Origin of the sequence: Corynebacterium frankenforstense (genome assembly GCF_030211955.1) — a bacterium.
GTDB lineage: Bacteria > Actinomycetota > Actinomycetes > Mycobacteriales > Mycobacteriaceae > Corynebacterium > Corynebacterium frankenforstense_A.
Map to the genome: position 1 here is coordinate 24,922 of NZ_JASODI010000013.1, position 19,191 is coordinate 44,112.

The 19,191-nt window shown below is 71.7% G+C and carries 16 protein-coding genes; 12 read left to right on the plus strand and 4 right to left on the minus strand.

Annotated features, from left to right (window positions below; genetic code table 11):
• Window positions 1-66 precede the first annotated feature (66 nt).
• From ppgK to QP119_RS07860, 3 genes are all read left to right on the plus strand, one after another.
• Window positions 67-828, plus strand: coding sequence for a polyphosphate--glucose phosphotransferase (gene ppgK, locus QP119_RS07850; protein WP_284775057.1), 762 nt, complete (start codon window positions 67-69; stop codon window positions 826-828).
• Between the two features lie 53 nt (window positions 829-881).
• On the plus strand, window positions 882-1,772 hold the full coding sequence (locus QP119_RS07855) for a nitroreductase family protein (protein ID WP_284775058.1): 891 nt from the start codon (window positions 882-884) through the stop codon (window positions 1,770-1,772).
• A gap of 235 nt (window positions 1,773-2,007) precedes the next feature.
• Complete coding sequence (locus QP119_RS07860) at window positions 2,008-3,606, plus strand: RNA polymerase sigma factor (RefSeq protein WP_284775060.1); 1,599 nt, start codon at window positions 2,008-2,010, stop codon at window positions 3,604-3,606.
• 152 nt (window positions 3,607-3,758) lie between these two features.
• On the opposite strand, the gene QP119_RS07865 is transcribed toward QP119_RS07860, so the two are convergent.
• Both QP119_RS07865 and QP119_RS07870 read right to left on the minus strand, forming a co-directional pair.
• A complete protein-coding gene (locus QP119_RS07865; protein WP_284775122.1) occupies window positions 3,759-5,477 on the minus strand; it encodes a DEAD/DEAH box helicase in 1,719 nt (572 codons plus the stop codon).
• 11 nt (window positions 5,478-5,488) lie between these two features.
• Window positions 5,489-5,728: a DUF3039 domain-containing protein gene (locus QP119_RS07870; RefSeq protein ID WP_075664881.1), complete on the minus strand. Its 240-nt coding sequence runs from the start codon at window positions 5,726-5,728 to the stop codon at window positions 5,489-5,491.
• 61 nt (window positions 5,729-5,789) lie between these two features.
• Here QP119_RS07870 and QP119_RS07875 point away from each other — a divergent pair, with 61 nt between their 5' ends.
• From QP119_RS07875 to galE, 6 genes are all read left to right on the plus strand, one after another.
• The gene (locus tag QP119_RS07875) at window positions 5,790-6,323 is read left to right on the plus strand and encodes a DUF3099 domain-containing protein (protein WP_284775062.1); all 534 of its coding nucleotides are present in this window, start codon (window positions 5,790-5,792) and stop codon (window positions 6,321-6,323) included.
• Window positions 6,320-7,906: a methyltransferase gene (locus QP119_RS07880; RefSeq protein ID WP_284775064.1), complete on the plus strand. Its 1,587-nt coding sequence runs from the start codon at window positions 6,320-6,322 to the stop codon at window positions 7,904-7,906. Before QP119_RS07875 ends, QP119_RS07880 begins: the two co-directional genes overlap by 4 nt.
• Before the next feature lie 87 nt (window positions 7,907-7,993).
• Complete coding sequence (gene dtd, locus QP119_RS07885; RefSeq protein ID WP_284775065.1) at window positions 7,994-8,425, plus strand: D-aminoacyl-tRNA deacylase; 432 nt, start codon at window positions 7,994-7,996, stop codon at window positions 8,423-8,425.
• Window positions 8,426-8,525: 100 nt separating this feature from the next.
• Window positions 8,526-9,521, plus strand: coding sequence for a sigma-70 family RNA polymerase sigma factor (locus QP119_RS07890; protein ID WP_284775066.1), 996 nt, complete (start codon window positions 8,526-8,528; stop codon window positions 9,519-9,521).
• Window positions 9,522-9,854: 333 nt separating this feature from the next.
• Window positions 9,855-10,541, plus strand: coding sequence for a metal-dependent transcriptional regulator (locus QP119_RS07895; protein WP_284775067.1), 687 nt, complete (start codon window positions 9,855-9,857; stop codon window positions 10,539-10,541).
• Between the two features lie 14 nt (window positions 10,542-10,555).
• A complete protein-coding gene (gene galE / locus QP119_RS07900; RefSeq protein WP_284775124.1) occupies window positions 10,556-11,542 on the plus strand; it encodes a UDP-glucose 4-epimerase GalE in 987 nt (328 codons plus the stop codon).
• A 79-nt stretch (window positions 11,543-11,621) separates the two neighbouring features.
• Here the strand turns inward: galE and QP119_RS07905 are convergent, their stop codons facing one another.
• Window positions 11,622-12,737 (minus strand): DUF4192 domain-containing protein, encoded by a 1,116-nt coding sequence (locus QP119_RS07905; RefSeq protein ID WP_284775069.1) that lies wholly within the window; start codon window positions 12,735-12,737, stop codon window positions 11,622-11,624.
• Between the two features lie 271 nt (window positions 12,738-13,008).
• Here QP119_RS07905 and QP119_RS07910 point away from each other — a divergent pair, with 271 nt between their 5' ends.
• The 3 genes from QP119_RS07910 to QP119_RS07920 all read left to right on the plus strand — a co-directional run bounded on the left by QP119_RS07910 (window position 13,009) and on the right by QP119_RS07920 (window position 17,850).
• Entirely contained in the window at window positions 13,009-14,028 is a 1,020-nt protein-coding gene (locus tag QP119_RS07910; protein ID WP_284775070.1) for a PAC2 family protein, read from the plus strand.
• 141 nt (window positions 14,029-14,169) lie between these two features.
• Window positions 14,170-16,704, plus strand: a complete 2,535-nt coding sequence (locus tag QP119_RS07915) for a DEAD/DEAH box helicase (protein ID WP_284775127.1) — start codon at window positions 14,170-14,172, stop codon at window positions 16,702-16,704.
• 192 nt (window positions 16,705-16,896) lie between these two features.
• The gene (locus tag QP119_RS07920) at window positions 16,897-17,850 is read left to right on the plus strand and encodes a hydrogen peroxide-inducible genes activator (protein ID WP_284775072.1); all 954 of its coding nucleotides are present in this window, start codon (window positions 16,897-16,899) and stop codon (window positions 17,848-17,850) included.
• Window positions 17,851-18,104: 254 nt separating this feature from the next.
• On the opposite strand, the gene QP119_RS07925 is transcribed toward QP119_RS07920, so the two are convergent.
• Window positions 18,105-19,178, minus strand: coding sequence for a hypothetical protein (locus QP119_RS07925; protein ID WP_284775074.1), 1,074 nt, complete (start codon window positions 19,176-19,178; stop codon window positions 18,105-18,107).
• Window positions 19,179-19,191: the final 13 nt, after the last annotated feature.

A 19,191-nucleotide genomic window follows, 5' to 3' on the forward strand; every position in this document is an offset into this window, starting at 1 on the left:
GGGGCGGTCGTCACACCCGCCATTGTCCCACCGCCGCGGCGCATGTGCCTCGGTAGGATGAGACGCATGGCTAAGCAGGACAACGTCGGATTCGGCGTGGACATCGGCGGCTCCGGGATCAAGGGCGCCCTCGTCGACCTGGACGAGGGCGTCTTCATCGGGGACCGCCACAAGATCAAGACCCCGAAGAAGTCGACGCCGGAGAACGTCGCGGCCGTCGTCGCCGAGGTCGTCGAGCACTTCGAGTGGGACGGCCCCGTCGGCATCACCCTGCCGGCGATCGTGCACGGACAGGTCGCGCACTCGGCGGCCAACATCGACAAGTCCTGGGTGGGCACCGACCTGCAGGAGCTCTTCCACGCCCACCTCGGCGACCGCGAGATCTCGGTGCTCAACGACGCCGACGCCGCCGGCGTGGCCGAGGCCGCCCACGGCGTGCCCGAGGCCTCCAAGGGCGCGGTGATCTTCCTGACCCTGGGCACCGGCATCGGCTCGGCGCTGCTCATCGACGGCCAGCTGTTCCCCAACACCGAGCTGGGGCACCTGATCATCGACGGCGAGCACGCCGAGCACTTCGCCTCCTCGGGGGTCAAGGACCGCGAGGACCTCAGCTACAAGCAGTGGGCCAAGCGCGTCAGCGTGGCCCTCAACGAGTACGACCGCCTCTTCTCCCCCGACGCCTTCATCGTCGGCGGCGGGATCTCGCGCAAGGCCGACAAGTGGATCCCGAAGCTGACCGTGGAGACCCCGGTCATCCCCGCCGACCTGCGCAACACCGCCGGCATCGTCGGCGCGGCCATGGCCGTCCACGACCACCTGCAGCCCTGAGCGGCCGAGCTGAGACGGACCGAGACCAACCGAGGCGAACTGAAAGGACACCGTTGACCCGACCCGAGGAGAACACCGGGAATCTGACCGAGGCGGACGCCACGGAGCTGCTCGCCGCCCGCTACGGCGCGGAGAACGCCCCGCGGACCACGCCGGCCCCGTTCACGGAGACAATCGCCAACCAGCTGCGGCACCGCTCCGTGCGCCGCTGGCTGGCCCGCGACGTCGACGAGGCCACGCTCACGGCGATTCTTTCCGCCGCGCAGTCGGCCGCGACGTCGTCAAACAAGCAGACCGTCTCCGTGGTCGCCGTGCGTGACCCCGCGACCAAGCAGAGCCTGGAGGAGGCCGCCCGGCAGATGGCCGGGCACATCGCGCGCGCCCCGGTGGTGCTCGTCTGGCTGGTCGACCACTCCCGGGCCCGGCTGCTCGCCGCACGCGCGGCCGCCGGCGGCGAGGCGCCGGACCTGGGCGGGCTGGGCTACCTCGAGGAGGTGCTCGCATCGGTCACGGACGTCGGCATCGCCGCGCAGGCCGCCGTCGACGCCGCCGAGTCGATGGGCCTGGGCACCGTCTACCTGGGTTCCCTGCGCAACGACGTCCCCCGCGTGCGCGAGCTCGTCGGCGCCCCGCGCGACGTCGTGCCCGTGCTCGGGATGGCCATCGGCCACCCGGACCCGGAGGAGAAGGCCGGTACCAAGCCGCGCCTGCCGCTCGAGCTCTTCGCCCACCGGGACCGCTACGTCGACTGCCGCACGGACCCGGAGGCGGCGGCCGCGCTGGCCGCCTACGACGAGACGCTGGCCGGGTACTACTCGCGTTACGGCGCCCACTCGGCGTGGTCGGACCAGCTGCTGGGTCGTCTCTCGGAGAAGGCGGCGACGAAAACCACTCGCCACCTGCTGCGCGAGGAGTTCAACCGCTCCGGTTACGGCCTGCGCTAGAGCGCACCCGGACCGCGCCGGGGAAGGGGTGCACACCGCCGCGCGGCTTTGATCTATACTGGGCGCTTGTCAACTCGTGGCCCTGGTGTCTCTCCGGACCGTAAGGCAGGCGCCGGGGACCACGATCCGGGGGCCGCCGAACGCCCGCTGTCAGGGCGCGGCGACCTCGTAGAGGAGGCGCCCGGCACCCCGTCGGGAACCTTCCGGGACTTGTAGGTAGAGCGAAAGGGCGTACGTGGCAGCCACCGGCACTCCAGGAAACCCCACCGACGGCCAGCAGGCCGAGAGCGCATCGGGCGAGGGGACTGTCGCGCGCAAGACGGCCAAGAAGACCGCCAAGAAGTCGGCGCGCAAGACCGCCCGCAAGGCGACTCCCCGCCGTGCCGCGACCGCCGGCACCACCGCGACCGCGGAGAAGACGCCCGCGGCGTCCTCCGCGAAGACCAAGGCCGCCGCCGACACCAAGGCCGCGGCCCCCGCCGACGCCTCCTCCGCCGAGGAGGCCGCCCCGGCGAAGAAGACCGCCAAAAAGACGGCGAAGAAGTCCACGCGCAAGGCCACCAAGAAGGCGACGAAGAAGTCCGCCCGCAAGACCACGCGCAAGGCGACGAAGTCGACGGCCAAGAAGACCGCGAAGAAATCGGCCAAGAAGGCGACGAAGAAGACCACCGCCAAGAAGGCGACCGCCAAGGCCACCTCCCCCGAGGACGTGTCCCAGGAGGACGTCGAGGAGAACGAGTTCGCCCACGACGAGGGTCACGACGACGCCCACGCCGAGGCGCACGCCCACGGTGAGGGCCACGACGACCACGACGAGGAGGAGGACGGCTCCTCGGTCTGGGACGAGGACGAGTCGGCCGCGCTGCGCCAGGCGCGCAAGGACGCGGAGCTGACCGCCTCGGCGGACTCCGTGCGCGCCTACCTCAAGCAGATCGGCAAGGTCGCCCTGCTCAACGCCGAGCAGGAGGTCTCGCTGGCCAAGCGCATCGAGGCCGGCCTCTACGCCAACCACCGCATGGAGCAGATGGCCAAGGCCTTCGCCGACGGCGACAAGGAGGCCCGCCTGACCCCGGCGGTCAAGCGCGACCTGCGCTCCATCGCCCGCGACGGCCGCAAGGCCAAGAACCACCTGCTCGAGGCGAACCTGCGCCTGGTCGTCTCCCTGGCCAAGCGCTACACCGGCCGCGGCATGGCCTTCCTGGACCTGATCCAGGAGGGCAACCTCGGCCTGATCCGTGCCGTCGAGAAGTTCGACTACACCAAGGGCTACAAGTTCTCCACGTACGCCACCTGGTGGATCCGCCAGGCGATCACGCGCGCGATGGCCGACCAGGCGCGCACCATCCGCATCCCGGTGCACATGGTCGAGGTCATCAACAAGCTGGGCCGTATCCAGCGCGAGCTGCTGCAGGACCTGGGCCGCGAGCCCACCCCGCAGGAGCTGGCCAAGGAGATGGACATCACCGAGGAGAAGGTGATCGAGATCCAGCAGTACGCCCGCGAGCCGATCTCCCTGGACCAGACCATCGGCGACGAGGGCGACAGCCAGCTCGGCGACTTCATCGAGGACTCCGAGGCCGTGGTGGCCGTCGACGCGGTCTCCTTCACGCTGCTGCAGGATCAGCTGCAGGACGTGCTGACCACGCTCTCTGAGCGTGAGGCCGGCGTGGTGCGCCTGCGCTTCGGGCTCACCGACGGCATGCCGCGCACCCTCGACGAGATCGGCCAGGTCTACGGGGTGACCCGCGAGCGCATCCGCCAGATCGAGTCGAAGACGATGTCGAAGCTGCGCCACCCCTCGCGCTCGCAGGTGCTGCGCGACTACCTCGACTAGTCCCCCACCTTCAATTTCCGACGCCCGCGTGTGCCCCCACGCGGGCGTTTCCCTTTGCGCGTCTGCGGTGCGGGCCGCGGCTGCCGCCGCGCGCCCTCCCCCGGGGCCGGTCCCTCCTTACGGTCCCTGCGACGCGGCGTCAGCCGCGTCGCCTACCACTTGCGCAGGTAGGCGATGCGGTCGCGCAGCTCCTGGGCGGAGCACAGCGCGGTCGGCGGCCCGCCGCAGGCGCGGCGGGCCTCGTTGTGGATCGAGCCGTGCGGGCGCCCGGTGCGCGCCGCGGTGATCGAGACGATCGCGTTGAGCTCCTTGCGCAGCTTCGGCAGCTCCTCGCTGGCCACGCGCTCGCGCGCCCGACGGGCGCCCTCGGTGCGCGAGGCCTCGCGCTCGCGGCGCTGGTTCTCCTCGGTCTGCTTGGCCTGGCGGGTGCGCGCGTCGAGCTGCTCGGTCTGGCGGCGTTGCAGGAGTGCCTTGACCTGCTCGGCGTCGAGCAGCCCGGGAAGGCCCAGGTACTCGCGCTCCTCGGCGGAGCCCGCGCCGGCGCCGGTGCCGTAGGTGGAGCCCTCGTAGATCAGGGAGTCCAGCTCGGCCTCGGCGCCGAGGGACTGGTAGCCGGTCTCCTCGTCGGGCTCGTTCTTCTCCCGGTTGGCCTCGGCCAGGGCCTCGTCGTCCCAGCCGCCGTTGTCGCGGTGGGGCTTGCCCAGCACGTGGTCGCGGGACTTCTCCAGCTTCGCGGCCAGGTCCAGCAGGACCGGGACACTGGGCAGGAAGATCGAGGCGTTCTCGCCGGGCATGCGCGAGCGCACGAAGCGCCCGATGGCCTGGGCGAAGAACAGCGGCGTGGAGGCGGCGGTGGCGTAGACGCCCACGGCGAGCCGCGGGACGTCGACGCCCTCGGAGACCATGCGCACGGCCACCATCCACTCGTCGGTGGAGGCGGAGAACTCGTCGATGCGGTCGGAGCTGCCCGGCTCGTCGGAGAGCACGACGGTCACCGGCGTCGAGGAGTAGCGCTCGAGGATCTTGGCGTAGGCGCGGGCGGTCTTGGTGTCGCTGGCGATGACCAGGCCGCCGGCGTCCGGCATGTTGTTGCGCAGCTGCTGCAGCCGGGTGTGCGCGGCGGAGAGCACCGCCGGGATCCAGTCGCCGCGCGGGTCGAGCGCGGTCTTCCAGGCCCGGGCGGTCTGCTCGGCGTTGAGCGGCTCGCCCAGGCGGGCGGCGTACTCCTCGCCGGCGGAGTCGCGCCAGCGGGCCTCGCCGGAGTAGGCCAGGAAGATCACGGGGCGCACCACGCCGTCGGCGAGCGCGTCGGAGTAGCCGTAGGTGTGGTCGGCGCGGCTGACCAGGTGGCCCTCGCCGTCTTCCTCGTAGCGCACGAAGGGGATGGCGGCGTCGTCGGAACGGAACGGGGTACCGGTCAGCGCGAGGCGGTACTCGGCGTCGCGGTAGGCCTCGCGGATGCCGTCGCCCCAGCTCTTCGCGTCGCCTCCGTGGTGGATCTCGTCGAGGATGACGAGCGTACGCCGGGCGGTGGACACGGCGTGGTGCTTGAACGGGTGCAGCGAGACCTGGGCGTAGGTGACGGCCACCCCGTCGAAGTTGCGGTTGAAGCCGTCGGAGTTCTTGAACTCCGCGTCCAGGGAGATGCCCACCCGTGCCGCAGCCTTGGCCCACTGCATCTTGAGGTGCTCGGTGGGCACGACGACCACGACGCGGTCGACGGCACGCACGTCGAGAAGCTCGACGGCCACGCGCAGCGCGAACGTCGTCTTGCCCGCGCCGGGCGTGGCCACGGCCAGGAAGTCCTTGGGGCGCTCGGTCAGGTACTTGCGCAGGGCGCGCGCCTGCCAGTCGCGCAGCCGCCCCCTGATGAGCTGCCGGGTCACTTCTTGCGCAGGCTCCTGTAGATCCGTTCGCAGTCGGGGCACACGGGGGAACCCGGCTTGGCCTGCTTGGTCACCGGGAAGGTCTCGCCGCACAGCGCGACGACCATTTTTCCGCTCACCGCGGAGTCCACGATCTGGTTCTTCTTGACGTAGTGGAAGAACTTCGGCGTGTCGTCGGTGGTGCCGGTGCTCTCCCGGGTGTCTGGGCGCTCGATGGTGGTCGTTCCGGTTTTCACGGACCCCATAATGCCCCAACCGTGACTCGGCGGTCCATCGGGGGTCTACCCTTGGTAGGCGATGAACGAGGGCACTGCAGGTGAGGACGCGAAGACGTCGGGCGACGACGTCTTCTTCGTCGACGCGCCCGCCGACACCCCCGCCGCGGACGCCGGCGGCCACCACCGCTGGCGGCTGCGCCGGCGGCGCGCGGAGCTGATCACCTCGCAGCACCGCACCGCCGGGCAGAACCTGCACCGGCGCAAGGTCATCTACCTGACCCTGCAGCTGCTGCGCCTGCCGCTGATCGCGCTGGCGATCATGACCTACCTGGTCTGGGAGAACTGGTGGCTGGCGACGATCGTCTTCATCGTCTCCGTGCCGCTGCCCTGGATCGCGGTGGTCATCGCCAACGAGAAGGGTGAGGTCGCCGACAAGCGCGAGCGCAACGTCTACAAGCCGGCCGCCGCGCGCGAGTACCGCCGGGCCGTCGCCGCGCAACACGCCGAGCAGCTCGACGGGGCGCGGTACCGCGAGCTCGGCCCCGGACGCGCGCAGGCGACCGAGGAGCCCCATCCCACCATCGACGACCCGAACTGGAGGCCCAGTAAGTGACCCGACCCGACGCCGCGACCGACCACCTCTCCGGCCCCGCCGCGCGCCTGGCCGCCCGCCTTATCGAGCTCGGCTTCACCGAGCCCGGCCTCCACGACGCCCTCGACGGCGAGGCCGTCGCCGCCCTGCACCGCGGCGAGCCGGCCGCCGTCGCCTGGACCCTCGAGCGCACCGCGACCGACCTCGAGGTGCCCGTGCGCGCCTTCCTGCTGCGCGAGCCGGTACCCGAGGCGCAACTCGCCGAGGTCCTCGGTGCCGATCTTGTCGCCGCGCTGGTTGCCGCCGGCGTCTTCGAGGCCGCCCCGATTGACGACGCCCCGCGTGCCGACGCCGGCGGTTCCGGCGCCGTCGCCACCGGACGCGCACTGCGCGCGCTCGTCGACGTGCGCCCCGTCCACCTGAACGGCGCCGACCGCGTCGTCTTCTCCGACCGCGACGCCTCGGTCACCGACGCCGAGCAGCGCCTGGACCACGTGCCCGGCATGGGCCAGGCCAGCCTGACCCTGCTGCGCTCGGTGCCGGACTCCCCCGTCGGCTCCCTGCTCGACCTCGGCTGCGGCTGCGGCGTGCAGTCGCTGGCCCAGGCCGGTCTCGCCGAGAAGATCACCGCCACCGACGTGCTCGACCGCGCCCTCGAGTTCACCCGCGCCACCCTGGCCGGCGCCGGGCGCGCGGACGCCGAGGTGGTCAACGGCCCCTGGTTCGAGCCGGTGGCCGGACGCCGCTTCGACCGAATCGTGTCCAACCCGCCGTTCGTCGTCGGCCCGCCCGAGGTCGGCCACGTCTACCGCGACTCCGGGCTCGGCCTGGACGCCGCGAGCGCGACCGTCGTCTCCGGGGTTCCCGGGCACCTCAACCCCGGCGGGCACGCCCATCTGCTGGCCGCCTGGGTGCACCGCGCCGGTGAGAACTGGGCGGCCCGGGTGGCCTCCTGGCTGCCCGAGGAGGGCGTGGCCGCCTGGGCCCTCGAGCGCGACCGGGTGGACCCCTCGACCTACGTGGGCACCTGGCTGCGCGACGAGGGCGTGGACCCGCGCTCCCCGGAGGGTGCGGCGCGCACCCGCGCGTGGCTGGACTACTTCGCCGCCGAGCAGGTCGAAGCGGTCGGCTTCGGCTTCGTGGCCGTGGAGAACATCGGCGAGGCACCCTCCGAGGTCGTCGCTGAGGAGCTGACCCAGGCCTTCACCGACCCGCTCGGCCCCGAGGTCGAGGAGTACTTCCGGCGTGCGGCCTGGCTGCGCGAGCGTGACGCCGAGGGCGTGCTCGCCGCGAACTTCCGGGTGCGCCCCGGGGTGGCGCTCGAGGAGGTCGGCCTGCCCGACGCCGGGGCCGGCATGGGCTTCGCGGACGAGGTCAAGCGCCTGACCCGCACCGACGGGCCGCGCTTCAGCCACGAGGTCGACGCACACGTCGCCGCCGTGGTCGCCGGTCTGCACCCGCAGGGGCTCACGCTTTCCGACGTCGCGGAGCTCTACGCCGCGGCCAAGGGGCTCGACGCCGGGGAGGTGCGCGCCGGGGCGGCGGCCGTGGCCGCCGACCTGGTGCGCCACGGCCTGCTGCTGCCGGCCGACCAGGCCGACTAGGCCGCCCACGCACCCACGGCGCGGGAACCGCCCGCGGGGCGGGGCGCGGCGTCGACAATCGAAGAGAAGTAAAGGAAGAGGTAGACGATGAGAGCGGTTCTGACCCGGGTGAGCTCGGCGTCGGTGACCGTCGACGGCGAGACCGTCGGCGCGATCGAGGAGCCGGGGCTGCTCGCCCTGGTCGGCGTGCACCGCGAGGACGGGGACGCCGACATCGAGAAGATGGTGCGCAAGATCGCCGAGCTGCGCGTGCTCGACGGCGAGGTCTCCGTGACCGACGCCGCCGCCCCGGTGCTCCTGGTCAGCCAGTTCACCCTCTACGGGCGCACCGCCAAGGGACGCAGGCCCTCCTGGTCGGACGCCGCCGGCGGCGAGCAGGCCGAGGCGGCGATCGCGGAGGTGACCGCGGGGCTGCGCGAGCGCGGTGTCACGGTGGCCGAGGGGCGCTTCGGGGCGATGATGCGCGTCGCCTCCGTCAACGAAGGTCCCTTTACCGTGCTGGTGGACACGCGCGAGTGAGTTCCGGGGCACCCACGACTGACCCCGAAAAGGGGCACGGGAACTTTCCCGCCCGCCCGTGCGTTACACCCTTCGAGACGGCAACACTGAGGAGGCCTGCATGACAACTGCGTCCGCCAAGGACCACGACTCGAAGGACGCCCCCCACGACAAGGGCAGTCGCCGCAACCAGACCAACGACAACCCGTCGGCCGATCTGGTCCGCGTCTACCTCAACGGCATCGGCAAGACCGCGCTGCTGACCGCGGAGGAGGAGGTCGAGCTCGCCCAGCAGATCGAGGTCGGGCTCTATGCGGACCGGGTGCTCAATCACTCCGACCAGCGTCTCACCCGCGCCAAGAAGCGCGACCTGAAGGTCCTCATCCGCGAGGGTCGCAAGGCGCGCAGCCACCTACTCGAGGCCAACCTGCGCCTCGTGGTCTCCCTGGCCAAGCGCTACACCGGCCGCGGCATGCCGCTGCTGGACCTGATCCAGGAGGGCAACCTGGGGCTCATCCGCGCGATGGAGAAGTTCGACTACGCCAAGGGCTTCAAGTTCTCCACCTACGCGACCTGGTGGATCCGCCAGGCGATCACCCGCGGCATGGCCGACCAGTCGCGCACCATCCGCCTGCCCGTCCACCTCGTCGAGCAGGTCAACAAGCTCTCCCGCATCAAGCGCGAGCTCTACCAGCACCTCGGCCGCGAGGCGACCAACGAGGAGCTGGCCGAGGAGTCCGGCATCCCGGAGCACCGCATCGAGATGCTGCTGCGCCAGTCGCGCGACCCGGTCAGCCTGGACATGCCCGTCGGCGCCGACGAGGAGGCCCCGCTGGGCGACTTCATCGAGGACGCCGAGGCCGCCGACGCGGAGACCGCCGTGGTCGCCTCGCTGCGCCACTCGGACATCCGCTCCGTGCTGGGCACGCTCGAGGACCGCGAGGAGGACGTCATCCGCCTGCGCTACGGTCTCGACGACGGCGTGCCGCGCACCCTCGACCAGATCGGCCGGCGCTTCGGGCTCTCGCGTGAGCGCGTGCGCCAGATCGAGCGCGAGGTGATGAGCAAGCTGCGCGACGGCGAGCGTGCCGACCGCCTGCGCGACTACGCCCTCTAGCCTTCCTCCCCCGCCCGGGCCCGGTTCCGGGGGTCATCCCCTCCCGGGCACCTTCCCCGTCGCCGTGGGCGGCGGGGATTTCTGCTGCACGGGGCAGTTAGGTATGCAGTTCTGAACGGCACGTGGGTCGCAATCCGCCCACGGAAGGCGAGCCTGGCGTATTCTGGTCGCGAACGCAGGTTCGGCGGCGTTGTCTCACCGACGGCGCAGGATTGATAAGATAACTTCATTATCCGCGGCGGATTCATTGCCCGTCTGCGGATCGTCCCCCGCCGGCGCCGGTGTCGCCGACAGGTCAGCCGCTGACAGCAGAGCACGAAGAGGTCCGAGAACGTGAGAGATCTGGTCGACACGACGGAGATGTACCTCCGCACGATCTACGAACTGGAAGAAGAGGGCATCACGCCGCTGCGCGCCCGCATCGTCGAGCGCCTCGAGCAGTCCGGCCCCACCGTCAGCCAGACCGTGGCCCGCATGGAGCGCGACGGCCTGCTGCACGTGCGCCAGGACCGCAGCCTCGAGATGACCGAGGAGGGGCGCGCCCGCGCCATCTCCGTGATGCGCAAGCACCGTCTGGCCGAGCAGCTGCTCACCGACGTGCTCGACCTGGACATCCACCAGGTCCACGAGGAGGCCTGCCGCTGGGAGCACGTGATGAGCGACGAGGTCGAGCGCCGCGTGATCGCCGTGCTCGACGACCCGACGCTCTCTCCCTTCGGCAACCCCGTGCCCGGCCTCGAGGAGCTCGGCACGAAGGGCCCGGAGCCCCTGGAGCGCGGCGTGCGCCCGGTCGACCTGCCCGAGGGTGAGACCGTGCACGTGCGCCTGCTGCAGATCAACGAGATCCTGCAGGTCGACGTCCGCCAGTTCCGCGCCCTGACCGAGATCGGCGCCGTCGTCGGCGCCGAGATCGACGTGACCAACATCGCCGGCACCGTCACCGTCGCCCACGACGGGCAGTCAGTCGAGCTGGCCGACTACCTCGGCCACGCCCTGCGCGTCGAGAGGATCGACGAATGAGCCAGTCGCGCCCGCTGCGCCTGCTGGTCACCGGCGGCGCGGGCTACGTCGGCAGCGTCTGCTCGCACGTGCTGGTCGAGGCCGGCCACGAGGTCACCGTCCTCGACGACCTGTCCACCGGCAACCGCGGCGCGGTGCCGGATGAGGCGGAGCTCGTCGTCGGCGACATCGACGACGCCGCCGACCAGGTCCTCGCCGAGGGAAACTTCGACGGCGTGCTGCACTTCGCCGCCCGCTCGCTGGTCGGCGAGTCGGTGGAGAAGCCGGACGCCTACTGGCGCCACAACCTCGTCTCGACGCTGAAGCTGCTCGACGCGATGCGCGCCCACGGGGTCGATAACCTCGTCTTCTCCTCGACGGCCGCCACCTACGGCGAGCCGGCCGAGGTGCCGATCACCGAGGACTTCCCCACCGCGCCGACCAACCCCTACGGCGCGACGAAGCTGTCCATCGACCACCTGATCACCTCGTACGCGGCGGCCTTCGGCCTCGGCGCGACGAGCCTGCGCTACTTCAACGTCGCCGGTGCCCACGGTGCCGTCGGCGAGTCGCGCGAGGTGGAGACCCACCTGATCCCGCTGGTGCTGCAGGTCGCACTGGGGCAGCGCGAGAAGATCTTCATCTTCGGCGACGACTACCCCACCGAGGACGGCACCGCGGTGCGCGACTACATCCACATCCGCGACCTCGCCGACGCCCACCTGCTGGCGCTGACGACCAACGAGCCGGGCCGCCACCGCATCTTCAACCTCGGCTCCGGCGACGGCTACTCGGTGCGCCAGGTCATCGAGACCTGCCGCGAGGTCACCGGGCACCCGATCCCCGCCGAGGTCGCCCCGCGCCGCGCCGGCGACCCGGCCGTGCTCGTCGCCTCCTCCGAGCGGATCAAGAAGGAGCTCGGCTGGAACCCGACGCGCACGGACCTGCCGCGCATCGTCGCCGACGCCTGGGCCTTCACCAAGGACCTCGACGCCGCGGCCTACCGCGCCGGGAAGGCCTGAGCCTCCTCCTCTTCTCCTGAGCCGTCCGGGCACCCGCCCGGGCGGCTCAAGTTTTGGCTGCCCGTTCCGGCCCGACCGTTTACGCCGCGAGTCCGTCGATCCCGCCGGCCGGGTCGGCGCCCGCCACGCCGAGGCGCTCGGCGACCTGGCGGCTGCCGCAGCGTACCCGCTCGGCGACGATCTCCGGGCGGCACCGCAGCTGCGCCTCGCACAGCAGGCGGGTGAGCCGGTGGCCCGGGAACTCCGTGCGCGCCACCGCCAGCGCGGCGGCCACCCGGTGCCCGTGGCCGGCGGGACCGGCGACCAACGAGTAGAGGCACAGCGCGTTGGCCCGGGCGTCACCGGTGAGCACCCGCGAGAGCCGCGCCAGGACCCGCTCGGCGGCCCGGGGGCGCTCCAGCACCGTCGCGGCCACCGCGTCGCGCAGGTGGATCTCGCCGAGGGCGCCCGCCAGGCAGGCGAGATCTTCCGGATCGGCGCCACCGACAAGCCCTTGACCTTGCCTTTCGTCGGTCAAGGCACGTTCGGCCGCGCCGACGACGGTCGCGAACGCGGCACGCCCGGCCTCTCCCCCGCGCCGCACCGCGGCCGCCAGGCCGCGGGCGTGCTCGACGGCGACGGTCAAGGCGACGGTACCGGGCGCGACGTCGTCAATCTCTTCTTCGGCGCGCGCGAAGAACTCCAGGGCGGCCTGCCGGTCGGGCTCGGGCAGCTCACCGCGGCGCAACAGCGGGCCCATCGCGGCGGCGGCGACGACCTCGGGGATGCGCCCGCCGTACCAGTCTTCGAGGGGCTCGGCGCCCGGCGGGGAGAACTCGAGCTCGTACGTCCCGCCGGCCAGCACCCCCTCGGTGCTCCAGCAGCCGAGCAGCTCGGCGTCCCCGGCGCGCGAGGCGGAAAACAGCAGCTCGCAGACGCGGTCGCGCTCGGCGGGCTCAGTCGTGATGACGAAGGCGGCGATGACGCACCCGCCGCCGGCCCGGTGGGCGTCCAGGCTGCCGAGGGCGGAGTCGAGAGCCTCGGCGCAGACGGGGCGCAGGTCCACGCGCAGGACGGGGCCTAAGGCGAAGCGCGTGCCGTCGTCGACGAAGGCCGCGAGCACCAGGGAGTCCTCGGGGAAGAAGCCGAAGACGGCGGGCAGGTTGGCGATCAGGTCTCCGGGAGTGTGCAGGGTGTGTTCCGTGGAATCGGTCATGGCGCCATCGTGACCGCAGCCGCCACCCGGCGCGCGGCGGTACCCGCCCGCCTGTGGACAACCGCGCGCGATCCACAGGACCGGCCGCGCGGGGCGGCCCGTGAGACGCGGCGCACGGCTATAATCGACGGTTCAGACCGGGGCTTTGACCGCCCGCCGCAGACCCCCACGGAATTATCGGCGGGGCCGGTGGCGTTGTACCCGGTGTGACCGTGAGCGTCCCGCCGACCGGGGCGGTCGCGGCGAAGCGAGAAGGTAAGGGAGGCACGTCATGAACGACGACGAGCGTCGGATGTACGAGCTGGAGTACCCCACCCCGGAGATCCGGGACGGACACCAGCACGGGCCCACCCTCGTGGTGGCGCTGCAGGGGTACGCGGACGCCGGGCAGGCCGTCGAGGCCGTCTCCGAGCACCTGCTCGCCGCCCTGGAGAACCGCCTGGTCGCCTCCTTCAACACCGACGAGCTGGTCGACTTTCGCTCGCGCCGACCCGCGGTGACCATGGAGGACCACGAGATCATCCGCACCGACGAGATCAACCTCGACATGCGCGTGCTGCGCGACCCCGAGGGCCGGTCCTTCCTGCTGCTGTCGGGCCCCGAGCCGGACATGCGCTGGAACGCCTTCACCGAGGCCGTCACCGACCTGGTCGAGCGCTACGACGTGGAGAACACCATCTGCCTGTACTCCGCGCCGATGACCGTGCCGCACACCCGCCCGCTGGTCGTCTCCGCCCACGGCAACGCCCCCGGGCTCGTCGGCCGGATGTACCGCTTCGACGGCAAGGTGGTCCTGCCGGGATCGGCCGCGCTGCGCATCGAGGCTGCCCTGGCGCGCGCCGGGCGCAACGTCGCCGGCTACACCGCGCACGTGCCGCACTACGTGGCCGCCTCCCCCTACCCCGCCGCGACGCTGAACCTGCTGCGCTCGGTCGCCGACGCCACCGACCTCGACCTGCCGCTGCGCACCCTCGAGCACGACGCGCGCCGGGTGGCCGAGCAGCTGGCCGAGCAGACCGACGACTCCGGTGAGATCCAGCAGGTCGTGCGCGCCCTCGAGGAGCAGTACGACGAGGCCGTGGAGAAGTACCGCGAGGCCCACCCGCGCGCGGTCATGCCCGGCGAGGCGGAGCTGCCCAGCGGCGAGGAGCTCGGCGCCGAGTTCGAACGCTTCCTGGCGCGCCTCGACGAGCCGGGTGAGGACGGCGGCGACGGCCGGCACGGCGAGAACGGCGAAGACGGCGGCGACGGCGAGGGCCCGGACGCCCCGCAGCCGCCCGAGGGCGAGTAGCCCCGAGCGCCCCGCCCCGATTGACGACGTCCCGCCGATCGCCGTCGGCGCGCACGCCCGGGTGCGCGGCCACCCGGCCCGGGTGCGCCCCACGCGCCGAGCGGCCGCCCGGCTAGGGTGGGCAGGGTGAATCTCGCCCAGATGCTGCCCGACCTCGACGAGGTGCCCGCCTCCCTCGTCGACGAGTCCATCCTCGACTCGTTCACCGCCTGGACCCGCTCGAAGGGCATCGAACTCTACCCCGCCCAGGAGGAGGCGGCGCTCAACCTGGTGGCCGGCGACAACGTCGTGCTGGCCACCCCCACCGGCTCGGGCAAGTCGATGGTCGCCATCGCCGCGCACTTCACCGCGATGGCCAAGAAGCAGCGCAGCTTCTACACCGCCCCGATCAAGGCGCTGGTCTCCGAGAAGTTCTTCGCCCTGTGCGACGTCTTCGGCCCCGAGCAGGTCGGCATGATGACCGGCGACGCCACCGTCAACGGCAACGCCCCGATCATCTGCGCCACCGCCGAGATCGTCGCCAACATCGCGCTGCGCGACGGAAAGCGCGCCGGCGTCGACCAGGTGGTCATGGACGAGTTCCACTACTACTCCGACCCCGAGCGCGGCTGGGCCTGGCAGGTCCCGCTGCTCGAGCTGCCCCAGGCGCAGTTCCTCCTCATGTCCGGCACCCTGGGCGACACCACGGACCTGCGAAAGGACCTCACCGAGCGCACCGGCCGGGCCACCCAGCTCGTCGGCGCGGACGCGAAGCGCCCGGTGCCCCTCGAGTTCGAGTACGCCACCGACCCGGTCCACGAGACCATCGAGCGCCTCCTGGAGAACAACCGCGCGCCCGTCTACGTGGTGCACTTCTCCCAGCGCGAGGCCACCGAACGCGCCCAGGCGCTGACCTCCCTGAAGCTGCTGACCGACGAGGAGAAGGAGCGCCTGCACACCGAGCTGGCCGGCTTCCGCTTCACCACCACCTTCGGAAAGACGCTCTCCAAGCTGGTCCGCCGCGGCATCGGCGTGCACCACGCGGGGCTTCTGCCCAAGTACCGCCGCCTGGTCGAGCGCCTCTCCCAGACCGGCCTGCTCAAGGTCATCTGCGGCACCGACACCCTGGGCGTGGGCATCAACGTGCCCATCCGCACGGTGCTGATGACCGGCCTGGCCAAGTTCGACGGCACCCGCCAGCGCGTGCTGAAGTCCCGCGAGTTCCACCAGATCGCCGGGCGCGCGGGCCGCGCCGGCTTCGACACCACCGGCTACGTCGTCGTGCAGGCCCCCGAGCACGAGATCGAGAACATCCGGGCCCGCGCCAAGGCCGGAAACGACCCGAAGAAGCTCAAGAAGGTGCGCACCAAGCACGCCCGCGACGGCGAGGTGACCTGGTCGAGGAAGACCTTCGACCGGCTCGTCGAGGCACCGGCCGAGCGGATGCACTCGCAGTTCCGCGTCTCCAACTCGTTGGTGATCAACATCCTGGCGCGCCCGGGCGACGCCTACGGGCACTTCCGGCACCTGCTGCGCGGCAACCACGAGACGCGCGCCCGCCAGAACCGCGACATCCTGACCACCGTCGGGCTGGTGCGCGGGCTGATCAACGCCGGCGTGGTCGAGCGCGCCCCCGGCGGCGGGCCGGACGAGGCCGGGCGCACCTACCGCCTGACCCGCGAGGTGCCCCGCGACTTCGCCCTCAACCAGCCGCTGAGCCCGTTCGCCCTGGCGGCCCTCGAGCTGCTCGACCCGGACTCGCCGACGTTCACCCTCGACGTCGTCAGCGTCTTCGAGTCCGTCCTCGACGACCCGCGCCCCATCCTACGCGCCCAGCGCAGCGAGGCGCGCGGCCGCGAGATCGCCGAGCTGAAGGCCGACGGCGTCGACTACACCGAGCGCATGGCCATCGTCGAGGACATCACCTGGCCGAAGCCTCTGGAGGAGCTTCTCGACGCCGCGTTCGAGACCTATGCGCGGGGCGCGCCGTGGGCGCGGGAGTTCGACGTCTCGCCGAAGTCGGTCGTGCGCGACATGGTCGAGCACGCCATGACCTTCTCCGACCTGGTCTCCGCCTACGGGCTCGGCCGCTCGGAGGGCGTGGTGCTGCGCTACCTCACCGACGCGTGGCGCACCCTGGCCCACACGGTGCCGGAGGCCTACTACACCGACGAGCTCGACGACATCGTCGTCTGGCTCGGCGAGCTGATCCGCCAGGTCGACTCCTCGCTGGTCGACGAGTGGGCGCAGATGGCCGACCCGGACCAGCCGGTCTCCAAGGAAGTCGTCGCCCAAGAGCTCGCCTTCGGGGTCACCGACCCCAGCGCGCTGACCGCGAACCGCCGCGCCTTCCGCATCATGGTGCGCAACGCCATGTTCCGCCTCGTCGAGCTCTTCGCCGACGAGCGGGAGGACGAGCTGGCGGACGCATTCGACTACCTGGACGACGCCCCGGACTTCCCGGCGGCGATGGACACCTACTTCAACGAGTTCGACGAGGTGGACACCTCGCCGGCCGCCCGCGGGCCCGAGTACTTCCTCGTCGAGGAGTCGAACGAGCGGCGCTGGCCGGTGCGCCAGATCCTGCGCGACCCCGACAACGACCGCGCCTTCTCGTTCGTCGGCGAGGTCGACCTCGACGCCTCCGACGAGGCCGGCGAGGTGCGCCTGATCTCGCTGGAGTTCCGCGGGAAGTAGCCCCGGAAAAGAGATTTCCGACGCCCGCGGTGGCCCGCGTGGGCGCGCGTGGGCGCGCCGAGGGTACGCCGAGGGCGCGGTACCCGCCGCGCCGGGCGGCGCGGCGTCGGAAATTTCCCGTTCCTCGAATATCACGTGACTTATTAGGGGCCGAGATCACATTCCGAGCGGCGATAGGTTACCCTGATTGATATGTCGAACAAGGAGTACCGCCCCACGCTCGCCCAGCTGCGGACGTTCGTCACCATCGCCGAGAACAAGCACTTCGGCACCGCCGCGCAGAAGCTGAACATCTCCCAGCCCTCACTGTCGCAGGCACTCGTGGCCCTCGAGACGGGGCTCGGGGTCCAGCTCATCGAGCGCTCCACCCGCAAGGTCATCGTCACCGCCATCGGCGAGACGCTGCTGCCCTTCGCCAAGAAGACCCTCGAGGCCGCCGACGCCTTCCTCAACCGTTCCCGCGGCGCCGGCGGCGAGCTGACCGGGCCGCTGACCATCGGGATGATCCCCACGATCGCGCCCTACCTGCTGCCGACCCTGCTGCCGCGCATGCGCGAGCACTGCCCGCAGTTGAGCCCCTCGGTCGTCGAGGACAAGACCAAGCACCTTCTGACCATGCTGCGCGAGGGCCAGATCGACCTCGCGCTGATGGCGCTGCCCTCAGAGGCCTCCGGCATGGTGGACCTGCCGCTGTACACCGAGGAGTTCGTGGTCGTCGTGCCCGATAACCACCCGCTGGCCGGCGCCCACGACCTCGACCTCGACGTGCTGGACAAGCTGGACCTGCTGCTGCTCGACGAGGGTCACTGCCTGCACGACCAGATCATCGACCTGTGCCGCCGCGCGGAGATCAACCCGTCGAAGGCCGCGCACGCCGTCACGCGCGCCTCGAGCCTGACCACGCTGATGCAGCTGGTCTCCGCCGGCCTTGGCGCCACCCTCCTGCCGATGAGCGCCGTCGACGCCGAGTGCCACCGCACCGGCGTGGCCACCGCCACCTTCGGCCCGATCGTGCGCGCCGACCGCGAGATCGGCCTGGTCTACCGCTCCTCGAGCTCGCGCGCCCACGAGTTCGAGCAGATCGGCCGGCTGATGCGCGAGGCCTACGACGAGGCCTCCCGCCCCGCCGAGAAACTGCTCGCCTAGGCGCGGCGTCCGGACGGCGGGCTGCGGGTCGCTCCCGCAGCCGCCCGACGCAGCGCGACGGGCCCCGTACCCGGTGGGTCTCACCGGGTACGGGGCCCGTTTTCTCGGTCGGTGCCGGGGCGGCGGGGCGGCGACTCACGCGCGTCCTCATCCGCGCTCAGCGGCTCACGCGATCCGCGCTCAGCGGCTCACGCGCCGCCGCCCGCACCGGCGGTCACCGACACTCAGCGGCGCTCAGCCGCCCGCACCGAGGCTCAGCGGCGCGCGGGGATCACACCGCCGACGGCCTGCCGGTAGGCGTGCGCCTGCGCGTTGTAGGACGCGGGCATCACCACCAGCAGCGCCAGGCCGAAGGTGATCAGCGTCAGCACGAAGGTGATCAGGCCGAGCAGGATGCTCAGGCCCAGCAGCGGGAAGAAGTTCTTCAGGCCGGCGCGGAAGCCCACGCCGATCGCGGCGCCGAAGGAGGCGCGTCGGTCCGCGACCACCCAGGTCCACAGCGCGGTCAGCGGGCCGGCGATCAGGCCGACCAGGAGGACCAGCAGCATCACGACGCCCAGGCCGATGAGCGCACCGGCGGGCAGGTCGTCGCCGGTCGAGGTGCTGGCGGCGGAGAAGACGGTCAGGAGGAGCCCCGGGACCAGGATCACGGCGACGAGGATGCCGACGACGGCGCTGACCACCACGGACATGCCCAGCGTGGGCAGGTAGTTCAGGTTCTCCTTGAGCATGCTCCAGTCCACGCGCCCGCGGCTGACGTGGCCGAGGGCCAGGTTGTAGACGAGCGGCATCAGGAACAGCATGCCGAAGTTGACCAGCGAGTTGATCACGAAGCCGACCGCGGAGCCGGTCTCGCTGCCGGAGTTGATGTCCGCGGCGACGCCGATGCCGCCGAGCACGCCGACCACGGCCAACACCCCGAGGGTGCCCAGGACCCAGACCTGCCAGCCCGAGAAGACCGCCCGGAAGCCCCAGGCGATCGACTCGGTGATCGAGACCCGGCCGTCGCCCTGACGCACCGCAGGCTCGTCGCCGTAGCCGTAGCCCTGGTCGTAGCCGGCGGCGTCGTAGCCGTAGCCCTCGTAGTCCGCGCCGTAGCCCGCGCCCTGGTCGTAGCCCGCGGCACCGTAACCGGCGCCGGGTTTGCCGAAGTCCTCGCGGTCCTCCGGGTGGGTGGTCGACGGGTAGGCCGGGTAAGAGGGGTACGAGCCGGAGGCCGCACCCTGCCCGGAGCCGGAGCCCGAGCCGTCACCGGAGCCGGAGCCGGGGGTCATTCCGTCGCGGTCGTCCGCGTCCCCTTTGTCACGGGGATCGTTAGGTCCAGTCATCGGGAGAGACCCT